The sequence below is a fragment of the Priestia megaterium genome (assembly GCF_023824195.1).
In the GTDB taxonomy this organism is placed as follows: Bacteria; Bacillota; Bacilli; order Bacillales; family Bacillaceae_H; genus Priestia; species Priestia megaterium_D.
Map to the genome: position 1 here is coordinate 77,939 of NZ_CP085445.1, position 19,461 is coordinate 97,399.

Here is a 19,461-nt window from a genome sequence, read left to right on the forward strand (position 1 = left end):
TATAAAATAATAAAGGAGTGTTTTTATTATGAATATCTTCATGACCGGCGGAACTGGTTATATTGGACGTCATTTAATCGCTGAGTTAGCTTCTCAGCATCAGATTTATGCACTTGTACGTCAAAAAAATCGTCTTCTTACCATCATCAATCAACTGGCACCCGATCAACAGAACAACATTGTTCCTGTTATCGGTGATCTAACGCAGCCTCGATTAGGTTTAAGTGATGACAGCTACAAGCAATTACTTGCAACTGATCTAATTATTCATGCAGGAGGTCCAATGAATATTGAGTTGAACCTCAGTGAAGCTGAGCAGTCTTTTCTCGCCCCTGCAAAATCCCTTGCTCGGCTAGCACAGGATATCCACGCTGCAAAAGAATTAAAGCATTTTATCCATGTCGCAGGCTTTATGAGTCCCTATCATGAACAAAATGCATTGTTGGATCTAGATCATTTGCTGGACAATCAACCACCTTATGAAAAAATGAAGTTTTTAGCCGACTCTTATATACGAAAATCTCTTCATAACATGAGCATTCCCTTATCTACTGTTAATCCTAGTGTAATCGTCGGAGACTCCTTCTCAGGGAAAACAGAACAGATTGGAGGCCTTAGTATCTTAGTCGATGCCGTAAGGCGAAATCTTATGCCGCTTGTTCCAGGCGGCGACGATTATTGGTTACCAATGGTTCATATTGATCATGTGGCTTCGTTTATTTCAAAACTTGCTAATACAGAAGGGTTATCAAGCAATACCTACTATCTTTTAGATTCTAAGCAAGAGAGTCCGTCGATCCGAACTTTCATCAAACTCATGGCACGCGAATTGCAGACAACAAAGCCGTTAGGAACTATACCGCTTCCGTTATTGAAAACTGTGCTTAGAATGGGTGCTGGTAAGATGCTTGGTATTCCTAAAGAATCCATGAGTTTTCTTGTTAAGTCGGAATTCCCTGTTTACAGTAAATTAGAAATAGAACAAAGGAACGGCAGAAATTCATTCGTAGTTCCGTCCACGCTCCCTTTTATCATTAGTGATTTAGATTATCGGTTAAATCATTTAGGACTGAATCAAAATGAGCAGAAAGATTTTAGTCAACGAAGAAGGGCTAACTTAGTTTCGCTAGAGAAAGATAGGAATGAAACGCCTATTATTTTTCTTCATGGGACGTTCAGCAATGCCGACGCCCTTTTGCCCCTCTCACAATTTTTAAGCAGTTTAAATACTTGGTTCGTAGATTTACCTGGATTTGGGCGTACCCCTTATCACCATAATCCTTCTGTGCTAGAAGGCTATGTAGAGAGCATTTCCACTATGATCACTGAGTTGAACAGACCCGTTATATTAGTGGGGCATTCATTTGGCGGATTGATTGCGGCTCAAGTGATGGAACGGCTGCCCTCACTGATCAAACAACTCATTTTATTGCAGCCAGTACTGCATCCTATCCAACCTAAATATAGATTTCGACGTATTACAAGTTTCGTTCTAAAATATATGGAGCCTGCCCGTTTGGAAAAAGAGCTACTTCAAGCCAATAGCTTCAGAACATCCAGTCAGTTATTGAGTAATTACGCTCATTCTATGGTCCGTGATTTAAAATCCCCCCGTATACGCAAAACTAACGCTACGGTCATGTCTTGCTTAACTATATCAAAATCCATTCAGTTAAATCCCGAGACATGGGATAAGAGGAAAATTAAGATACTATGGGGAGCTTTGGACAAAGATCATCATGTCCCAAAGCAGTTTGAACACTTGGATATTACACGTATTCAGTACGGTCATCAGTTTCCTGTTGAATCTCCTGAACTAACTGCTCAATGGATTTCTCAAGCTGTAACAGTATAAAGGTTCTTTTGATAGTATTGATGGAGGTGTGGATTGTTAACACAAATTCAGACTGCTTTTTTAAGGGCTCGTTTTCTGAACTCAACTGGACTTAAATAACCTAAAGTTCCATGAACACGATGATGGTTAAACTGGTTCTGTTGCAAAGTTTGAAAAAAGCATAAACAGGTTGTTAAATGAAGAACAATGATCTATTTGTCGTCAGTTAGTGTAAATGATTAAACTAATTATTTTTATGAAGTACTTTATGATTTACTCAACAAAAAACGTATTAGAGGTAGTTATGAACTCCTTGTTCAAATATGTATTTTCTGGTAACATCAGGATCGTTAAGAATAGTTATTTAAAAACCATACAAACTATTAAGCAAGCGAGGAATCACACATTGAGAAAACATTTTGGTAAAATTTCATTTGCTTTTTTAATCTTGACTTTTGGCTTTTATTTCGTAGTTCCTACAAATAATAATTACTCATCAACAGCTATCAACACATGGTTATTGATTGGATTAGCTTTGACATTAATTTTTGCTTTTTTTAGTCCTAAAAATATATGGAAAAAGATTGTACTAACTGTTATTACAATAGCAATTGTAATCTTTTTATTTATTGCTATTGCATTTGGAATATCAGGTCTATAAAGGATGCAGCTGTTATTTACATAATGTAACTATCGGAAAATCTAACAGAAATACATTTTTTTCTTTTTATGGTAATATAAATAGTGAAAATGTATAGGAGGATTTACATTGATAAAAAATTTACCCTTACTAATTTCCATTTTAATAATAGGAGTTAGTTCTTCTACCATAAGTATGAATGGACATTTACCTACGTTCTTTGAATGGACATTACCAATTATGAGCATTATTTTAAATATCATCGCAGTTATAGGGCTATCCTTACACGTATTTGTATATAAGCCTATGAAAAAAGCAGAAGATAACCTTAATGGAGCTATTAAGTAAGAATGAAAAAAGAGCTAACTATAGCTCTTTTTTCATTCTTATAATATATACGATATAAAGAACTAGTTAACATAAAACACATTATCGGTAGTCTAAAGAGCACAATCTTTAGACTACCGATAATGTGTTTATTTAAATAAAAGGTCAATTTCTTCTCGGTCATAATCTAAAATCCAATGATTATATTCTTCATAAAGAAACTTTATAGATTTTTTGTTAGAGGCTAATACATCACAACCTCGATCATCATACAAATGAAAAATGATTTCTTTAGAAAGATTAACAAAATAAATATCATAACCACTTTGTGGGTTGTTTTTAAGTATGCTAGATGGATGAGCAAAGTCTTCATAACAAATAGCTTTTAAGAGTTGTACATATTTTAGTTCTGGTTTCTTACAAGAAAGTGTAAATCGATGAGTGACGGATTGATCATCTGCCTCATCAAATACACTGGGTAAAAGATGATGACTTAATTGGTATAGCTTTTCTTTATTTTTTATGTATTTTAAATATACGTTTAAAGGCCTTTTTTGGAGGAAGATATCTTTTTTTATAGAGTGTACATCTGTAACAAGAAGAATCTCATCTTCTTCTCCAAATACTGCTTCAAATAATCTGATTGAACGATAAAATGCTTGCTCTAAATGTTCCTTTTTGTAATAAGGTATTAAAGGATTTGATATTTCAAATCGAATACTATTCTTCCAAGAATAAAATAAGGAAGGGCTCAAAATTAGTCTTTCAAAATGCTTTTCTAAAAATGAATGTAGAATATCATGGTTTATATATTTTTCTCCGTGGTTTTTGATTTTATTTTAACATTTTTCTAAGTGAATTCTTTGTATGCCATATAAATATCTAGTTACCATAATCACAGTTACAGGAACCAAAAGGAGCACATTAAGTGCTCCTCTTCTCATTACCTTATAGTATTTCTTAAAGAATTTTATTATTGCTCTATTTGTCTTTATTATTTAAGTCGTGCCAATCCCAATATGAACTATACAGTTCATCATGTAAAAATTCTTCATCTTCATCGTCATCTTGTTTTTCTTCTAACTTTAAACCAACCCATATATCTTCTTCGTTCTCTAATACAGGATCACTTACCCCATCTAGTAAACAAAAAGCACTATGAAAAGCACCCATAATGTTATCTCTTACGATTTTTTCTATTGCACTAATACTTTCGTCAGTAAACTTTTGAGAATTTAAAGCACTTATTTCATCTTCAGTTAGATCAAATTCCTCCCAGGATAATTGTTTATCTGGTTGTTTCAATTGGTCCCCGACTTCTGCATATTCCTTAATGATACTATGTAGTTCTCTTAAAAATAACTGTTTAGAATCCATATTTAATTCTCCCATGTATGTTATAAGTTCTATTTATTATATCAGTTTCACTTTGATACTCAGTGTATAAAGTATACAAATTCAGTTTACATAATACCTCTTTCCGGAACACAACCAAAAAAAGAACCCTTGTAGGATTTGGGTTCTAAGGAGGTTACGATTCCTTTAATATGCAGCTTTTTATACATCCTTGATATAACAGCACTCCTCGGATGGGTGGATGTAAAATCGATGTATAAAAAGCGCAACTTTTATACATATGCTGTAACCTCTCTGAAATACTATCTTTACAAACATATGTTATTCTGTATCTGCACATGGATCTTATAGTTTTATTCAATAAAAAGCCACCTGTCCTACTACACTAGGTGGCTTTTTATTTTGCTAATATTAAGGTTTGTTCAATATAGATAGTCTAAAAGGGCATACATTTTTAGTTACCATAAAGCTGATTATCGATATGAAAAAATAACCTCCGATCGAAGATCCCTTTGTTGCTTATTCAATTAAAGCGCCCGATTGCGGAATCTCGATACCAGTTAATGATTATTAAAATTAAAGCCTATGATAGTTTGAAAATGTTAAATTGAGTTTTAGAGAAACAACTTTTTATATATTAACTAAGTGAAGTTCAAGATTGGCATAAGCATTTATCGTTTTATATTTCTTGTCATTCCAATTGAGTATTTCTTAAATCCTAAAGATTCATAATAGGATTCCAAATTTTCTACACACATAAGTTGAGGAATAACTCGATTTTGCTCACAATGTTGAATGATTCGGTTCAACATTTCTTTGCCGATACCCTTAGATTGATATTTTGGTAGCACACCGACTCCGCAGATAATTCCAGTAACCACGCCATCCGATATCACACGTCCCATACCCACCAATTGTTGTTTATCAAAAGCATATATTGCATACCAACTTTGATTGCACATTTGTTTTAAATCATTAACTGTTAATCCAAGTGAATTCCATCCTAAAGATTCGTATAAGATCAGTAATTGCTTAAAATTTTCAGGGTGATCACTTATATAACGTATACTGTTTTCCATATATAGCACTTCCTGTTTTTTTTGAATTTCCCCATTAAAATCTCTATTCTATATATCTTCTTCCACAAATTCTTCCCTTTAATTGAGCAACATTTAGAGAATGAGTACTACTATTACAGCCGGTTTTGGTGCAAAAAGATCAAGCGAGAAAAAAATCTGAATAATATACAATAAATTTGTTTGTATTATTCGTATTAAGGTCTTTTTATTGAACATTTTTGATGATAATACATCTTTATTGTTCGTTATTTACCTTGTGTTAACATGCGATTTTTGAAAATACTCGAGCTTTTCACCAGAACCAGCAAAATTATCTGTAGTTAGCAGGGGAAAAGCTACCTTTTCGTCTTCATTGCATACAAATAAACAACATAATCAGTCATAACACCAGGATATCCTAACTGTCGCAACATAGCTGTTATATTCCCACGATGATACGTTCCATGATTGACAACATGCTGCACCAATTCGAAAAGGTTAGATTCCAACCGGCCAAAATTAGGATGTTCTGGGAAAATTGCTTGATCTAGATTCCCTTGACGATCGAAAAATGCTTTAAATCGCTCGGATAAGTAAAAAAACATCGTCTCCATTTCCTTAATACTTTTTCCTTTTGTTTTCTCCCTCAGTTGTTTTCCTAGTTTTATGATTTCATCAAAACTGTCGCCAGACATGACACCCAACCACGTGTTATCGGTAGCGTAAATATGCGCCAACACCTCTGAGATGGAAGAAAAAACACTTTGAATCTCCTTGTGGTAAATGTCTTGTGGTAGTTCTTTTAAGCACTCAAAAACTCTTTGATTTGCCCATACGTGATAATCATATAGTGATAATGTTTGATGTTTCATTTCGGACTCCTCCTGTTTCACTATTCATTATTGACATAACATTAGGTATCGGTAGTCAATCTATCTATTTAGAATTCTATAGAAATCCTCCCAGACCTTGTTCTGAAGAGATTTCGTGTTAACATAAAACTCGTTCGCGGAAGTAATAAAAGCGCAAACCCGTTCAGTAACAACGAGTTTGCGCTTTTTTTCTATTATGAACGAGCATAATTTCCATATCTATTAATTACCTTTACACTTCATAAAAAAAGTACACAAACAGATAGTTCGCAAAAAAATGTTCGTATTTGTATGCTTTTACGAGTGGTGATTTAAGAAGAATGAATTTATGTTAATTTTATAGATTAGAAAACCATATTTAATAATAAAGACACAAGCCTATTTCCCCACTAATTCCCTTAATATGTTACAAATATTATACAATATAAAAAGACTAATAATTTAGGGGGGAAGATTATATGGGAAGAAAAAATGGAACAATCAAGTCGTACAATTTTAATAAAGGATATGGTTTTATTACAACAGAAGATGAAACTGAGCTTTTTGTTTCTTATCGCTCTATTGAAGGGAATGGTTATGCAGATCTGAGAGAAGGCCAAAAGGTTTCTTTTGAAGTAGAAACAGGTCAAAAGGGGCTAGAAGCAGTACGTGTACGGGTCCTAGACTAATATCCTAAAATCATCTGTTACTTAAAAGGCAACAGGTTACTCCGTTGCCTTATTTGTACTTTATAAAGCTGTTTTGACCATTAGTCTAAAATAGGTCGCATACTATTATAAAAGGAACGTTTTAAGTTAAAGGAGTAAATAGAATGGCAATGTATGAAGAATATGCGTTAAGAGATGAAACAATAAAAACTATAAAAAAGGCGAAGGATTGCTCTTATTAAGAGGAGTTGAAGTTGTGAGGTTTCACAGAGCATAATATTTTTTCTATGCAATTATTAGATAAACAATCACTACAAAAATCAAAATAAACTTTCATATAAAAAAATGAATACAAACAGACAGTTCGTAAAATAAACGTTCGTATTTGTATAAGTTCACAAATAATAAGAGCTTTATCATAGAAGAAATAGATCATTTTACCATGTTGTTGCAGATAAAATTCATTATGATGACTGACTTTTTTAGATAGCGAGCTTTTTTTAAGTCATTAATATAAGTGATAACTATATTTTATATAAATAATCAAGTTTTAAAGGAGAAAGATCCATTAGAAATCAATAAGCCCTGAAACTGTTAATTATTTATTTTTTTAATTTAAAGTACGCATATGCACTCAACATGATAGCTACCATCCCTATGCAAGTAAGGGGAAATAGAATTGTATTGATAAAATGATCATAAAACCAAGTATACAGAAAAATCACCTCACATAGTTTAAAATCACATTGATAAGCACTAACTTAGAAGGATTCAACGGATTGTAAGAGTTGTTTCATCGTCAGAAAAATCAGGCAAATGAACCTGTTATCCTCTCTGTTTCTTTCTATTTTTCAAGAACGCAACAAGAAGAAGCAGAGGAGGAATAATCGCAGAGAAGGGAATATACAAAACAAACATTTCTATCCCCAATCCTTCAGAGAGGTGTTCCTGGAAATTACTAGAGATAGTCAGAGACATAAATAGAATGATGAGTCCTATAGGATACGACAGTTGTGAAGATGATTTAATCTTAAATAAGTTGGCCGTTCCTATGACAGCCGCATAAAGTAACACGCTTATTTTAAAGAAACCACCGGTAACTAAAGCAATCATAAAAAACACATCAAGCCGTTCTAAAAAGTCAGCTACTTGGATGCTTTGTATGGTACTAAGAAGAGGGAACTGGGAACGTTCAGTCAAATCAACCCCAAGTACACTAATGTTAATAAGCATGGTAATAGTCAAGTTAATGCCGGCTAATCCTGATGCGCATAACATGGTCACTTTTGCCTTCTTTGGATTTTTTAAATACGGTAAAATCATAGTAAACACAATCGCTTCGCTAAAAGGAAAATACAAGATTTGAGTAAAAACAACTTTCAAGGGTGGGAATATCCCTTCTTCAAGTACTGGTTGTAAGTTCGTAATATCGATTAACCCCGAACATACAATCAGAATAAAGCCAGTGATGGCTAGGATATACATGAGTATAAAAAAGATTTCTCCTGATCGGGCTATTACTTCGATACCTTTGCGAACCGTATAAATAATAACAAGAATCAATAAAGCATTCGCAATAAACAAAGGGGTATCGGGATAGGCAAAGGTTAACAGCATCTCGCCGATATCACGTAGAACCCTTGCTACATTATAGATAAAATAAAAGATATAAAGAAAGGCCAGTACGCTTCCTACTGCTTTACCTAAGATTTTTTGCATGTACTCTGTAGGTAAAAGATCTGGATAGTACGAGTAAAGTTTATGATAGATTAGAAACAGAACAAAACTGAATACCGTTCCAAGCAGAATTGCAAGCCAAGAGTCCTGTTTTGCGTCCATGGCAATAGGTAACAATAAAGTAGTACCCAGCTCAAACAAAACCATTAAGATAAAAAGCTGACTGGCACTAATTTTGGCTTTTTCCATTCAATCGGTCCTCCTTTTCGATTTTATTAAAGCGATTTTCTGCTTTTTTTGAATGGTTCTTTAACCTTTTCGTCACTTGAAATTCTTTGAATATTATGTAGTAGATGTTAGATTTAATTTAAGGTTAGTTCTAGGCTAAAAGCATTCTTTCTATGGATGAAGCTTTCATTAGGCAATTTAACGAGAATGACAATATTACATTTGAAAATTAGTTAGTTAAATGTGTTATCCCTCTGCTTCTTCCTATTTTTAAAGAAAGCTACAAGAAGAAGAAAAGGAGGAACAATTCCAAGAAGAGGGATATGTATAACAAACATTGCGACTTTGAGTCCTTCATGGTTATGCTCTTGAAGATTACTCGCAATGGTAATAGATAAAAAGAGAATGATTAACCCCAAAGGATATGATAACCGTGAAGGTGATTTAACCTTAAATAAACTAGCAGTTCCTACGACAGCTGCGTAAAATAATACACAGATTTTAAAGAAGATAGTGATGATTAAGGCAAGCATAAAAAATACATCAAGACGTTCTAAAAAATTAGCTACTTGGATGCTCTCAATTGTGCTAAGGAGTGGGTATTGTGAACGTGCAGTTAAATCAACACCCAGTACACAGACATTAATGAGCATGGTAATAATTAAATTGATTCCACTTAATCCAGTTGCGCATAACATAGTTACCTTTGCTTTCTTGGGATTGTCTAAATAGGGTAAGATCATCGTAAATACAATGACTTCTGTAAATGGAAAATACAAAGTTTGAGTAAATACCACTTTTAGGACAGGGAATAAGCCTTCTTCCAAAATAGGCTGTAAATTTTTAATCTCGATTAATCCAGAAGATACAATTAAGATAAAACCAGCAACCGCAAGGACATACATAAAAATAAAAAGCAGTTCTCCTGATCGAGCTATGACCTCAATTCCTTTTCTAATGGTATAAATAATGACAAGCATTAATAATGCATTCGCGATGAATAAAGGTGTGTCAGGATAGGCAAAAGTTAACAGCACCTCACCGAAATCGCGTAGAACCCTTGAAGCATCGTACATAAAATAAAGAATATAAACAAAGGCTAGTGCGGTTCCAAGTACTTTCCCTAGAATCCTTTGCATATATTCTGTAAGCAAGAGGTTGGGATAATAGGTATAAAGCCTATGATAGACTAATAATAGAACGAAACTGAATACCATTCCAAGCAGAATCGCAAGCCAAGCGTCTTGTTTTGCATCTATCGCAAGAGGCACCAATAAAGCACTACCCAGTTCAAACAGGACCATTAAAATAAAGAGCTGACTGGCACTAATTTTTGCTTTCTCCATTTACCTGGCACCTCCTTTTCCTTACTTTTGATTCTCTTTTATCCCTGAAAGAAACGATTTATTTCGTAAGCCAGCGCGACGTACATAGGCTTCCACTGTAATATCTACATCTAACTTCGGAAAGTACACATCGTTCCATTCCTTTTTTAATTTCTTAAATTGATTTGGTCTAGTACGATGAACTACTTCGCCAAATCCTAAAATATCCGTTTTATTTTTTTGCGCACGTTCAATAGCTGTCTTTAGCTCTTTTCTAATTTCTTTTCTCACGGATTGTTCGATTTTTGTAATGACCTTTGGATTGGTGATATCAACAGGTACCTCCATTTCACCGAGATCTCCTTCAACACGCGTGTGAACAGAAATATGAGGTTGAGCATTCTTCACTTGTGCAGACACACTTGTTTTTTGTCGTACAGTTTGATAGGCAATCGCTTCTTTTTTCCCTTCCCAATCAATATTAATATCCGTTCCTTGGATTTTGTCGAGAATCCATACCGTTCCTCTTGCTGGTTCTCCATACAGCCAATCCACCAATTTCCCCTGTTTTAAGACAGCAATTCCGGAAGCTCCAAGTGTTGCTTCGGGTGCACTTTCCTGAAGGTTATCTAGTTTTTGTGCTTGCTGGGGATTCCCAACTAGCCGAAATCCTGAGACGACGGTTTCTCTTCCAGGAGATTCAAGGCTCTTCATCACGTCTTGGAGCGATGTTTTTACATTCTCTCCCCATTTTCTTTCCGTAAATTCTAAGGTTTTTAGCACTTTATTCGCTGGAATCTTGTCAACTGGTGTTAACGTTTTCACAAGGTCAGCTGCGGACGAATGGTTGGCAATCACAAGGGTGGAAGTATTTCGAAATTCTGGATCTCGATCAAACGCATCCATTAATGTATTAATTCCTTCTTCTTTGGCCAACTTTTCCCCAACCACGACCAAGTTTGCATGAGCATAATACAATCTTCGAGAAATTCTGCCCGAAGCCCGTCTACTTGCTTCGACTAGATTGTCTCCTGAAGCCGAGTAAATGGTAATAGGAGGGCTCTGGGTACCGCCTCCGCCTACCATACCTCCTGCCACATTCCCTGGATTAATAATTTGGAGCGTTAAGTGATATCTGCCATCTTTTGTTTTATCCACGCCCATAGCTGCCACGATGGCAAGGTCGGTTAACTCTTTTTTACTCCAACAACTCGAGAGCAAGACTGTAATGAGTATCATTAACAAAAGAAAAAAACCTTTACGCTTCATTGTTGTCACCTTCTTCAAAATCGCGATTGATCATACCACGAGACGCAGGAGGGTGTGGGTGTTGATTTGCCCCTTCTCGAACCGTGTTAGCAGTGATTAATCGCGGTCTTTGTCTCAGCGTCCACCACGGTAATCTTACAACGGTATCTCCATTGTTTACGGGGATGAAGGGAGCAAATGGGGCCATATAGGGTACTCCAAATGAACGTAAGCTGCATAGATGGACAATCATCATTAAAAGACACAAAATGATGCCGTAGAAACCAAATGTTGCTGCACCAATCATAAACAAAAAACGAATTAAGCGAGCTGAAATCGCCATGTCAAAGGAAGGTGTGGCAAAACTGGCAATGGCTGTGATCGATACAATGATAACCATTGCTGGTGACACAATACTTGCTTGAACAGCTGCTTGGCCAATTACAAGGGCCCCGACAATGGATACGGCTGAACCAATAGCTTTGGGTAAGCGTATCCCTGCTTCTCGTAAGATTTCAAAGGTTAGTTCCATGAGAAGAGCTTCCACAAAAGCTGGAAAGGGAACAGCTTCCCTTTGGGCGGCAATGGCTACAATAAGGGTGGTTGGCACCATTTCCTGGTGAAAGGTTGTAACAGCGACATAGGTAGCAGGCGCAATGAGAGAAATCATAAACATAAAAATACGTAAAAGACGAATAGAGGTTGCAATGTCGAACCGGGCATAATAATCTTCAGCCGATTGGAAAAATTGCATAAACACAGCTGGCGCAATCAGTACAAAAGGAGTTCCATCCACAAATATAGCAATCCGCCCCTCTAACAGGTTCCCGGCTACAACGTCAGGTCTTTCCGTGTTGTACATAGTTGGAAAAGGGGTAGCTGTTTGATCTTCTATTAGTTGTTCAATATAACCTGATTCCAAAATGCTATCGATATCAATTCCATGTAATCGCTGACGAATTTCTTTAACGACTTTATCATTGGCAATGCCATGTATGTACATAAGCGTCACATCTGTCTTTGTTACACGTCCAACTTTTAAAGACTCCATCCATAAATCGGGAGTCTTAATGATGCGGCGTACCATCGCTGTATTGGTCCCAAGAGACTCGGTAAATGCTCCTTTTGGCCCTCGCACTACCATTTGAGTAGTGGATTCCGAAATAGAACGTTTTTCTCCACCTTTGGTACTAGCACTCAGTGCTCGGTCTACTCCGTCTATTAAAATAAGAGTATCTCCTGCCATTAAAGATGCAAACAAATCATCCAAGTTAGTGATGAAAGAGATGTTTCCAATTGTCATCATATCTTCAGAAAGCAGGTCTAGCGCATTGTGCTGATTTATTTCTTCTTTATGATCATCCTTCATCATAGATTGCAGTAGATACTCTTGAATCGACTGATTATCTACAATTCCATCTACGTAGACAATGGCTGTTTTCACGTCGTTATTCTCCCCCATTTTTATCTGGCGAATAACGACATCTGAACTATTTCCCGTTTTCTGCTTAATCATATTAAGGTTGCTCGATAATGAAACTTGTATCTGTTCTATTGGAAAATCAGTGCTTCGATTTTCGTGAGCCTGTTGGCGATTCTTTTTTTGTTTGCGATCTTTAAAAAACGAAGGCATAGATTTAGGCACCCTTCTTTTATTTTTTATTACTTTAACCATATAAGGGGTTTTTATGTAAAGATTAACAAATGTTATTTATGTATCGTCATAGAAGAAAGGGAAGAACCTATTAAATAGAGCGTGATCCATATAAAAATCATAGGAATTAGCCTATTAATGATGGGATGCTTAATGGGCTTTTCTTTAGGTATCGATATTTTTCAAGGGTTTGATATTTCTCAGGCGTTGTACAACGCCGTGAGTCCTTTTCGGATAATAGAGGTGGCCGAATTATTTGTGCTCTTTTTTCTTCTTTTTTTTGCTGAATCTTTATATCTTTTTATGAAGAAGAAAAATCAAAGCAAGTAACTACATACTTATAAATCGCTATTTTTTAAAATAGGAAATAAAAATAATAGGAATATAGTTCAGGCTATTCGTTTCAATTGGTTCTTTTATTAATCAAGATCCACATAAGATAATTCATTGTCTATATTCGTTAGTTGTTTTTTTATCCACTCCTTCACGTTGTTCATTCTGGAAGCAAACGCCATTTGAAAGAGACCAGTTAACTGAAAATCGGTGAAATGACTTCCTTTTAATTTGAGAAAAGCCTCCTCATAAGAAGAGAAATGAAGCTGTTTGAATAAAAAATCGACCATTGCCTCCCGAACGTATTCTTCATTTTTCCAACAATTCATGGGAACATGAGCAAATTGCCAAGGCTTAAAGACACCGGGATAAACAGCATCTACCACTTGAAAAGGGGATTGGCCGAAAAGGGAAAAGACACCTCCTAGGCTATGTTGATAAAAAAAGTGAATATTAATCTCAATAGGAATCTCTTTAAGAGGGATATTTAGTACTTCCTCTATTACATACTTTACTGCCTCAATAGCTCGTTTTTTTCCTTCTTCTCCATCCCAATATTTATCAGGAACTTGTTGGAACTGCCATGGTTTAAATCTTCCTGGATAAGCATTATCAATGACTTCATAATAATTCCATCTATAAAGCAAAGCAGGTGGTTTAAGACGATGAGACCATAAAGTGCCTGCCTTTACCTTCAGAGGAATCTCGTGAATAGGAATCGATAATCGTTGCTCAAGTAGATAGCATGTCATATAGCGCATATATCTTTTCCCTTCATTACCTACAAAGAAATAATTAGGAAAACGTTTTCTTTTCTTTTCTAGAACATCTTGATAAATATCAATGACTTGTTCTCTATTCACTATCGAAAGCCCCTTTTGAGAAAGTATATTTGTTTATTATTATGTATAATAATGGGATTTATATACAAATGGAGTTGAATCTGATAAGATACATAATAAAAAGAAAAGCTCCTGATTATTTATCAGGAGCTTTTCTTTTTATTATGTAAATAGGGATGAGGGAATTGATAAAGGAAAAATAATATACTCGTGCATATTGGTTCTTGAAACCAAACTCCAATGAGTCCGCCATCCTTTCTAGGCTGCGAATTTTTTGTGTTTAAAACAAAAAATGTAATCGCTTTCTACTTTGATTTGTTGTAAAATAAAAAAGGCATGTTAATTGGAGATTTTTCGAAATGTCATCTTAACTCATTGAGCCTATTCCCACATCACAGCACCAGGGAATAGGTTTTTTTATGCAATTATGGATATAGTATTTAAACCCATATTTAAAGTGGGATTATTTGTATAAATTTAACAATAACACAAAATATATAGTTCATAAAAGTATACTTTTACGGACTTTTCAGATTTTTTATTTTTATTTATAACACATATTATTCATATGGTCAAACTTGGTTTTTAGTAAATAGGACAACTCCAGCTCATAAATAACGATAACACCTTACATCACCACCTACCCCTTACCTACTTCAGTAAGGGTTCTTTTTTATTTTTCGAATGGACAGGCAAGCTTACTGCAGTAGCTACATAGTATCTAAAGAATCTTAACTTCATTATTTAATTAGTAGCTAGTTCAGTATCGCTACCGCGTTAATACAAGCTTTGGACGTGTAGTGAAGCCTCTCGTGAAACCTGTAAGGGAGCTGAGCCGAAGAGGCGAAGGGGGCGACCGAATGCGTTGAGCTGAAATAATTCATACATCAAAAGCAAAAAATTAAAAGAATGAAAGAAGGTACCAACATGAGAAAAGCACAAAGGTTTCTTTTTCAAAAGATCTTTCCTTTAGCCCTCCAATCATCTCTCACGAGACCTCGTCCCTTCAGAGCTTATTCCTTTGTCCCATTTAGTCCACTTGCCATGTTTGACCCCACTATTTTGACCCTAGGAAGCATTGTCTTAGGAATTGCTATTATCGAACGAATATTAGAGCGATGGGGTGTCATTGATCTTGTGGATCAGTTTGCGAAAGTAATGCGCTTTATCTTGCCTGTCACCTTCTATAGCGCCTTATTTTACTTCTTTGCGACATTTATGTTTTGAGGAGGGTTTTAGATGTTTGAGAAACTAAAATTGCGTGGCCAGTTGATTAAAGCGTTTCGTACGGCAGAGATTTACCGGATAGTTAAACGTGGAGACCGTACCTCATATCTGTTTCCGAAAATTCATCAAATCGATAACCATTATACGTACACTCGGTACGTCTTTTCCTTACTAAATGGGATTGATCCTGAGCTTTTAACGAAAAAAAGGTGGGCATTACGGCAAGTATTAGGCAGCAACATCGAAATAAACGGCAGCCTTAAGAATTTTAGCCTCACCGTTCATCACAAAAGCCTGCCTAAGATGCTTAACTACAATTATGAAGCCATACATTCTCATATTGAAAAAATGGAGCTCCCAGTATGCATTGGTCAAGATATCTATGGTAACCCCGTTTTATGGGATTTTGCTGATTTAGAAACCTTATTGATATCTGGGGAAATTGGCGCTGGAAAGAGCAGTCTCATGCGCGTTATCCTCACAACATGGGTGAAATATACGTCGCCCGATGATCTGCGATTAGTATTAGTCGATCTCAAGCGAGCTGATTTAGGGCTGTTTCATGGGATTGAGCATGTGGATGCGCTTTGTTTTGAAGCGAAAGACATGCGAAAACCTTTTGCCTTGTTACGAGCCGAAATGTATCGACGGGGTGATTTACTGTTAGAGCATGGCGTCACACACATTAGTCGACTTCCCTTTAAGCTACCTCGTATTGTTGTAGTTGTAGATGAAATGAGTATCGTGAAGAGAGAAACGGACCTTGTAGAGATGATTCAACAGTTCGCCAGCCAAGGCCGTGCGTTAGGCGTTCATACCATTATTGCGATGCAGCGTCCTGACGCGGACTTATTAAATTCAGCATTAAAGGCGAACTTACGTGTGAGGATTTCGGGTCGGCAAGCCGATGCCACGAATGCAAAGGTTGCAGGAGTGCTAGGAGCAGAAGAAATTGATGCTGCAGCCAGGGGGCGTATGAAAATTAAAATTGATGAGGTGAAAGAGTTTCAAGCGTATTTTTTAGATGAAGAAGCGTGTAAGGAAATGCTTTCTCCTTATAAAACACGGGTAAAAAATTCTGAACCTCAACTGGAGGTCGTATCACAGCCTATCTTTGGATTATTAGAGAAGGAGGAACAGCGATGAGCTTTCGGTTATCTCAGCGTGATAAAGACATCATTGGGTTTATCAATCAGTTTCGGGCTGTAGATCGAGACTCATTAGTGGAACTGTTTTTTAAACAGCTCAAATCGCCTATTAATGCCTGTAATAGTGTCATGATACGTTTATATCGGTTAGGGCTGATTGAACGCACTCAGCAGTATTCTCCGACGGTATATTTACCTGTGGATGCGAAGATTAAAAAGAACTCTCAAAAAATATTACATTTCCTTTCAATTCTAGATATCTATAAACAAATGTGTACGTATAGTGCCCCTAAACAGGTTATTGTCGAAGATAAGCCCACAGGACGAAAAGGAGGCATTGAACCCGATCTCTTTTGTATCTTTAAAGGATCTCCGTTTTGGATTGAAATTCAGAGAAATCAGTATTCGGAGCAGAAGATGCAGGCGAAGGTCACCCTCTATGAGGAGTTTTTCTTTTCGGATGAGTGGAATGACTTGCACTGGCAACCAGAAAGTCGATCACCTATCTTCCCTTCGGTTATTCTGATTACGCCTGTTCGGTATGCAGTGTCTTCAGAGCATATACGGATTATTCAAGTAGCAAGTATTCATGAACTTATGGAGAAATATAAGAGTTCTACTAAACAACATAGGGAAGCAAAACCGATAACACAGTCCTCTTCTGGTGGAATTAGAATCAACTTAACCTAGAGTGCTAAAAATTCAGCCTACAAAAAGAGCTCCTATCTAATTTTGAGCAAATGGAATAAGAAATCAGATAGGAGAAAGAAAAAGACACATATAAAAATATGCGCAAACAAAAGATAGATTCTAACATCTATGAAAGTAAACCTCTACGTTATGTTTGCATGTAGATTGGTATGGATAGATAGTGGGTAAATTTGATAAATGTAAAAAGATTTCTCCCTCCTCCTGACAAGGAAAGAAGAATCTTTTTATGAGCTGAAATGCATGATGAAACATGCCATACCGACCTAACAAATCGTAACATATCTTTATAACAAGAAAGAGGCAGTAGTGTTTCTTTTTATAACGATACTATTTCAGGTAGGTTACAGCATATATATAAATATATTTTTACTTTTTTTAATTTAAAAATATATAGAGGGGAAGTTTAATAATTGATTAAGACAAGTATTAATTTAATGAAAGTTGTCATGGATACTACTATGAAGAGTAACTTAGTTTTTATGAATTATTATCTTAATTCTAGGAAGATTGTTTTATCTAGATATAAGAAGCCTTACAAAGGGGTTTTTTATGGAGTATATAGATAAAAAAGAATACAATATCCTACTTTTTTATAGGAACTAGCATATACATGGAAAAAGAATCCTTGGCGGAAATTCACTGCCCCAAGGATTCTTCATTACATAGATTCAGTTAAGAGATATTATATTAAGTAGAGAAATAGTTCATATCAATTCTTTTTTAGACTTGCAACTCTCCTATTTGTATCTCTACCTGTTTAACCAGTGCTCCTGTATGGACTAAATTTTCCGATTGGTTTATATCTTCTGATATGACTCGGTCATCTTCTAGTGGCGAAACGTATTGTCGAAGTAATTGATATGCAGCTTCTGTACCCATTCCTGATTCTAAAGGCTTTAGAAAATCTAAACCTTGGGCACTGCACATCAACTCAATTCCAAGGACTTTCTCTGTATTCGAAATAACCTTCAACGCTTTCAAAGCAGCAGATGTTCCCATACTTACATGGTCTTCCTGTCCTGCTGTTGTAGGGATCGAATCGACTGAAGATGGATGGGAATATACCTTATTATCAGAGACTAATGCTGCCGCCACATATTGTGAGATCATATACCCTGAATTCACCCCACTCTTCTCAACTAAGAAAGGAGGTAATTCACTATGCTGAGGGGATAAAAGTCGAAAAACCCTTCTTTCAGAAATATTTGCTAACTCCGAGATAGCAATTGTTAAAAAATCCATAGCTAAAGCTACTGCTTCACCATGACAATTGGAAGAAGATATAGCAACCCCTTTTTCTCCTTCATGAAAAATCAGAGGATTATCAGTTGCTGAATTCATTTCCCTCTCCACCACTTCCTTTGCATAATTCATAGCATCTTTACAGGCTCCATGCACTTGAGGAATTGATCGAATACTTAAGGCATCTTGGGTTCTATACTCCTTAAATGTCTCAGCAATTTTACTTCCATTAATAATTTTATGTATATTTGAAGTTGTTTTTTGTTGTCCTGGATGAAGCTTCACTTGGCTAATTCTTGGATCGAATGCATAGTAGGTTCCACGCAAAGCCTCAAAACTCATCATAGATATAATGTCAGCAGATTTAAGCAAATTCATAGCATCATAAATTGCTAAGGCTCCAATCCCTGTCATATCAACCGTTCCATTAATAAGAGAAAGTCCTTCCTTTTCATGCAATTCAAGTTCAGAAATACCTATGGACTGAAGAGCTTCTTTTCCACTCATGACTATCCCTTTGTATTTCGCTTCACCCATTCCAAGAAGAACTAAACTAATATGAGCCTGATGATTTAAATAACCTAAAGATCCTTCTTTAGGAACAATCGGTGTAACTCCTTTATTTAATAGTTTAATTAAAGCCTCCACTGTTTCTAGTCTTATGCCTGAATAACCTTGTGAAAAGTTTTGAATCATCATAACCATAATAGCTCTGACCTGTTCTGGTTTTAACGGCTCGCCTACCCCACAAGCATGGCTCATGATTAATTTTTTTTGCATTTCTTTAGACTCGGTTGTTGAAATTCTAACTTTTGAATTTTCTCCTACACCTGTCGTAATTCCATAGATAACTTGATTCTCTTCTACAAATCTCTCTACTAATTTCCTTGCTTGAATAATACACTTCTTCCTTTTCTCAGAGAGTTCTAGAGAAGCATGATGCCTTGCTACTGCTACCAGATCCTTAATGGTAAGGTTGTCTTCAATTACTACTTTCGTTTCTCTTACTTCAATCAAGATTACTCCTCCTCAATGTGATGGTATTTAATCTGAAATTAATTTTTATTAGTAAGTTCCTGTAGTCAGCTTTCC

Annotated in this window: 18 protein-coding genes; 8 read left to right on the forward strand and 10 right to left on the reverse strand. The window is 35.8% G+C overall.

Going from position 1 to position 19,461, the window contains the following annotated elements:
• The first annotated feature begins 28 nt into the window (after positions 1-28).
• From LIS78_RS28910 to LIS78_RS28920, 3 genes are all read left to right on the forward strand, one after another.
• Entirely contained in the window at positions 29-1,855 is a 1,827-nt protein-coding gene (locus tag LIS78_RS28910; RefSeq protein WP_209152196.1) for an alpha/beta fold hydrolase, read from the forward strand.
• A gap of 385 nt (positions 1,856-2,240) precedes the next feature.
• Positions 2,241-2,495 carry a hypothetical protein gene (locus LIS78_RS28915; protein WP_252285512.1) on the forward strand — a complete coding sequence of 85 codons (255 nt, stop codon included), beginning with the start codon at positions 2,241-2,243 and terminating at the stop codon, positions 2,493-2,495.
• A gap of 108 nt (positions 2,496-2,603) precedes the next feature.
• Entirely contained in the window at positions 2,604-2,822 is a 219-nt protein-coding gene (locus tag LIS78_RS28920) for a hypothetical protein (RefSeq protein ID WP_053487901.1), read from the forward strand.
• 128 nt (positions 2,823-2,950) lie between these two features.
• Here the strand turns inward: LIS78_RS28920 and LIS78_RS28925 are convergent, their stop codons facing one another.
• The 4 genes from LIS78_RS28925 to LIS78_RS28940 form a co-directional block, all read right to left on the reverse strand.
• Entirely contained in the window at positions 2,951-3,634 is a 684-nt protein-coding gene (locus tag LIS78_RS28925; RefSeq protein WP_434092394.1) for a DUF3885 domain-containing protein, read from the reverse strand.
• 148 nt (positions 3,635-3,782) lie between these two features.
• Positions 3,783-4,178 (reverse strand): hypothetical protein, encoded by a 396-nt coding sequence (locus LIS78_RS28930; protein WP_252285514.1) that lies wholly within the window; start codon positions 4,176-4,178, stop codon positions 3,783-3,785.
• 650 nt (positions 4,179-4,828) lie between these two features.
• Complete coding sequence (locus tag LIS78_RS28935; RefSeq protein WP_098240106.1) at positions 4,829-5,236, reverse strand: GNAT family N-acetyltransferase; 408 nt, start codon at positions 5,234-5,236, stop codon at positions 4,829-4,831.
• Positions 5,237-5,571: 335 nt separating this feature from the next.
• Positions 5,572-6,087, reverse strand: coding sequence for a DinB family protein (locus tag LIS78_RS28940; RefSeq protein ID WP_252285515.1), 516 nt, complete (start codon positions 6,085-6,087; stop codon positions 5,572-5,574).
• Positions 6,088-6,545: 458 nt separating this feature from the next.
• Between LIS78_RS28940 and LIS78_RS28945 the strand changes: the two genes are divergently transcribed.
• Positions 6,546-6,755, forward strand: a complete 210-nt coding sequence (locus LIS78_RS28945; RefSeq protein WP_209152099.1) for a cold-shock protein — start codon at positions 6,546-6,548, stop codon at positions 6,753-6,755.
• A gap of 804 nt (positions 6,756-7,559) precedes the next feature.
• Here LIS78_RS28945 and LIS78_RS28950 read toward each other — a convergent pair.
• The 4 genes from LIS78_RS28950 to LIS78_RS28965 form a co-directional block, all read right to left on the reverse strand.
• Positions 7,560-8,660: a GerAB/ArcD/ProY family transporter gene (locus LIS78_RS28950; protein WP_209152100.1), complete on the reverse strand. Its 1,101-nt coding sequence runs from the start codon at positions 8,658-8,660 to the stop codon at positions 7,560-7,562.
• A gap of 212 nt (positions 8,661-8,872) precedes the next feature.
• Complete coding sequence (locus tag LIS78_RS28955; RefSeq protein ID WP_209152101.1) at positions 8,873-9,985, reverse strand: GerAB/ArcD/ProY family transporter; 1,113 nt, start codon at positions 9,983-9,985, stop codon at positions 8,873-8,875.
• 21 nt (positions 9,986-10,006) lie between these two features.
• Positions 10,007-11,233 (reverse strand): Ger(x)C family spore germination protein, encoded by a 1,227-nt coding sequence (locus tag LIS78_RS28960; protein ID WP_252285516.1) that lies wholly within the window; start codon positions 11,231-11,233, stop codon positions 10,007-10,009.
• Positions 11,223-12,845, reverse strand: coding sequence for a spore germination protein (locus tag LIS78_RS28965; RefSeq protein ID WP_252285517.1), 1,623 nt, complete (start codon positions 12,843-12,845; stop codon positions 11,223-11,225). The genes LIS78_RS28960 and LIS78_RS28965 overlap by 11 nt, the downstream gene beginning before the upstream one ends.
• Positions 12,846-12,977: 132 nt before the next feature.
• Between LIS78_RS28965 and LIS78_RS28970 the strand changes: the two genes are divergently transcribed.
• On the forward strand, positions 12,978-13,196 hold the full coding sequence (locus LIS78_RS28970) for a YczF family membrane protein (protein ID WP_252285555.1): 219 nt from the start codon (positions 12,978-12,980) through the stop codon (positions 13,194-13,196).
• 89 nt (positions 13,197-13,285) lie between these two features.
• Here LIS78_RS28970 and LIS78_RS28975 read toward each other — a convergent pair whose 3' ends face one another.
• Positions 13,286-14,062: a DUF4046 domain-containing protein gene (locus LIS78_RS28975; protein ID WP_209152104.1), complete on the reverse strand. Its 777-nt coding sequence runs from the start codon at positions 14,060-14,062 to the stop codon at positions 13,286-13,288.
• Positions 14,063-14,968: 906 nt separating this feature from the next.
• On the opposite strand from LIS78_RS28975, the gene LIS78_RS28980 reads away from it, so the two are divergent.
• Genes LIS78_RS28980 through LIS78_RS28990 form a run of 3 tightly spaced genes read left to right on the forward strand, consistent with a single transcriptional unit; the run spans position 14,969 to position 17,106 of the window.
• The gene (locus tag LIS78_RS28980; protein ID WP_209152128.1) at positions 14,969-15,268 is read left to right on the forward strand and encodes a hypothetical protein; all 300 of its coding nucleotides are present in this window, start codon (positions 14,969-14,971) and stop codon (positions 15,266-15,268) included.
• Between the two features lie 30 nt (positions 15,269-15,298).
• The gene (locus tag LIS78_RS28985) at positions 15,299-16,414 is read left to right on the forward strand and encodes an FtsK/SpoIIIE domain-containing protein (RefSeq protein WP_245210748.1); all 1,116 of its coding nucleotides are present in this window, start codon (positions 15,299-15,301) and stop codon (positions 16,412-16,414) included.
• Positions 16,411-17,106, forward strand: a complete 696-nt coding sequence (locus LIS78_RS28990; RefSeq protein WP_209152130.1) for a hypothetical protein — start codon at positions 16,411-16,413, stop codon at positions 17,104-17,106. The genes LIS78_RS28985 and LIS78_RS28990 overlap by 4 nt, the downstream gene beginning before the upstream one ends.
• Positions 17,107-17,847: 741 nt before the next feature.
• Here LIS78_RS28990 and hutH read toward each other — a convergent pair.
• Positions 17,848-19,386: a histidine ammonia-lyase gene (hutH, locus tag LIS78_RS28995; RefSeq protein ID WP_245210749.1), complete on the reverse strand. Its 1,539-nt coding sequence runs from the start codon at positions 19,384-19,386 to the stop codon at positions 17,848-17,850.
• Between the last annotated feature and the right edge of the window lie 75 nt (positions 19,387-19,461).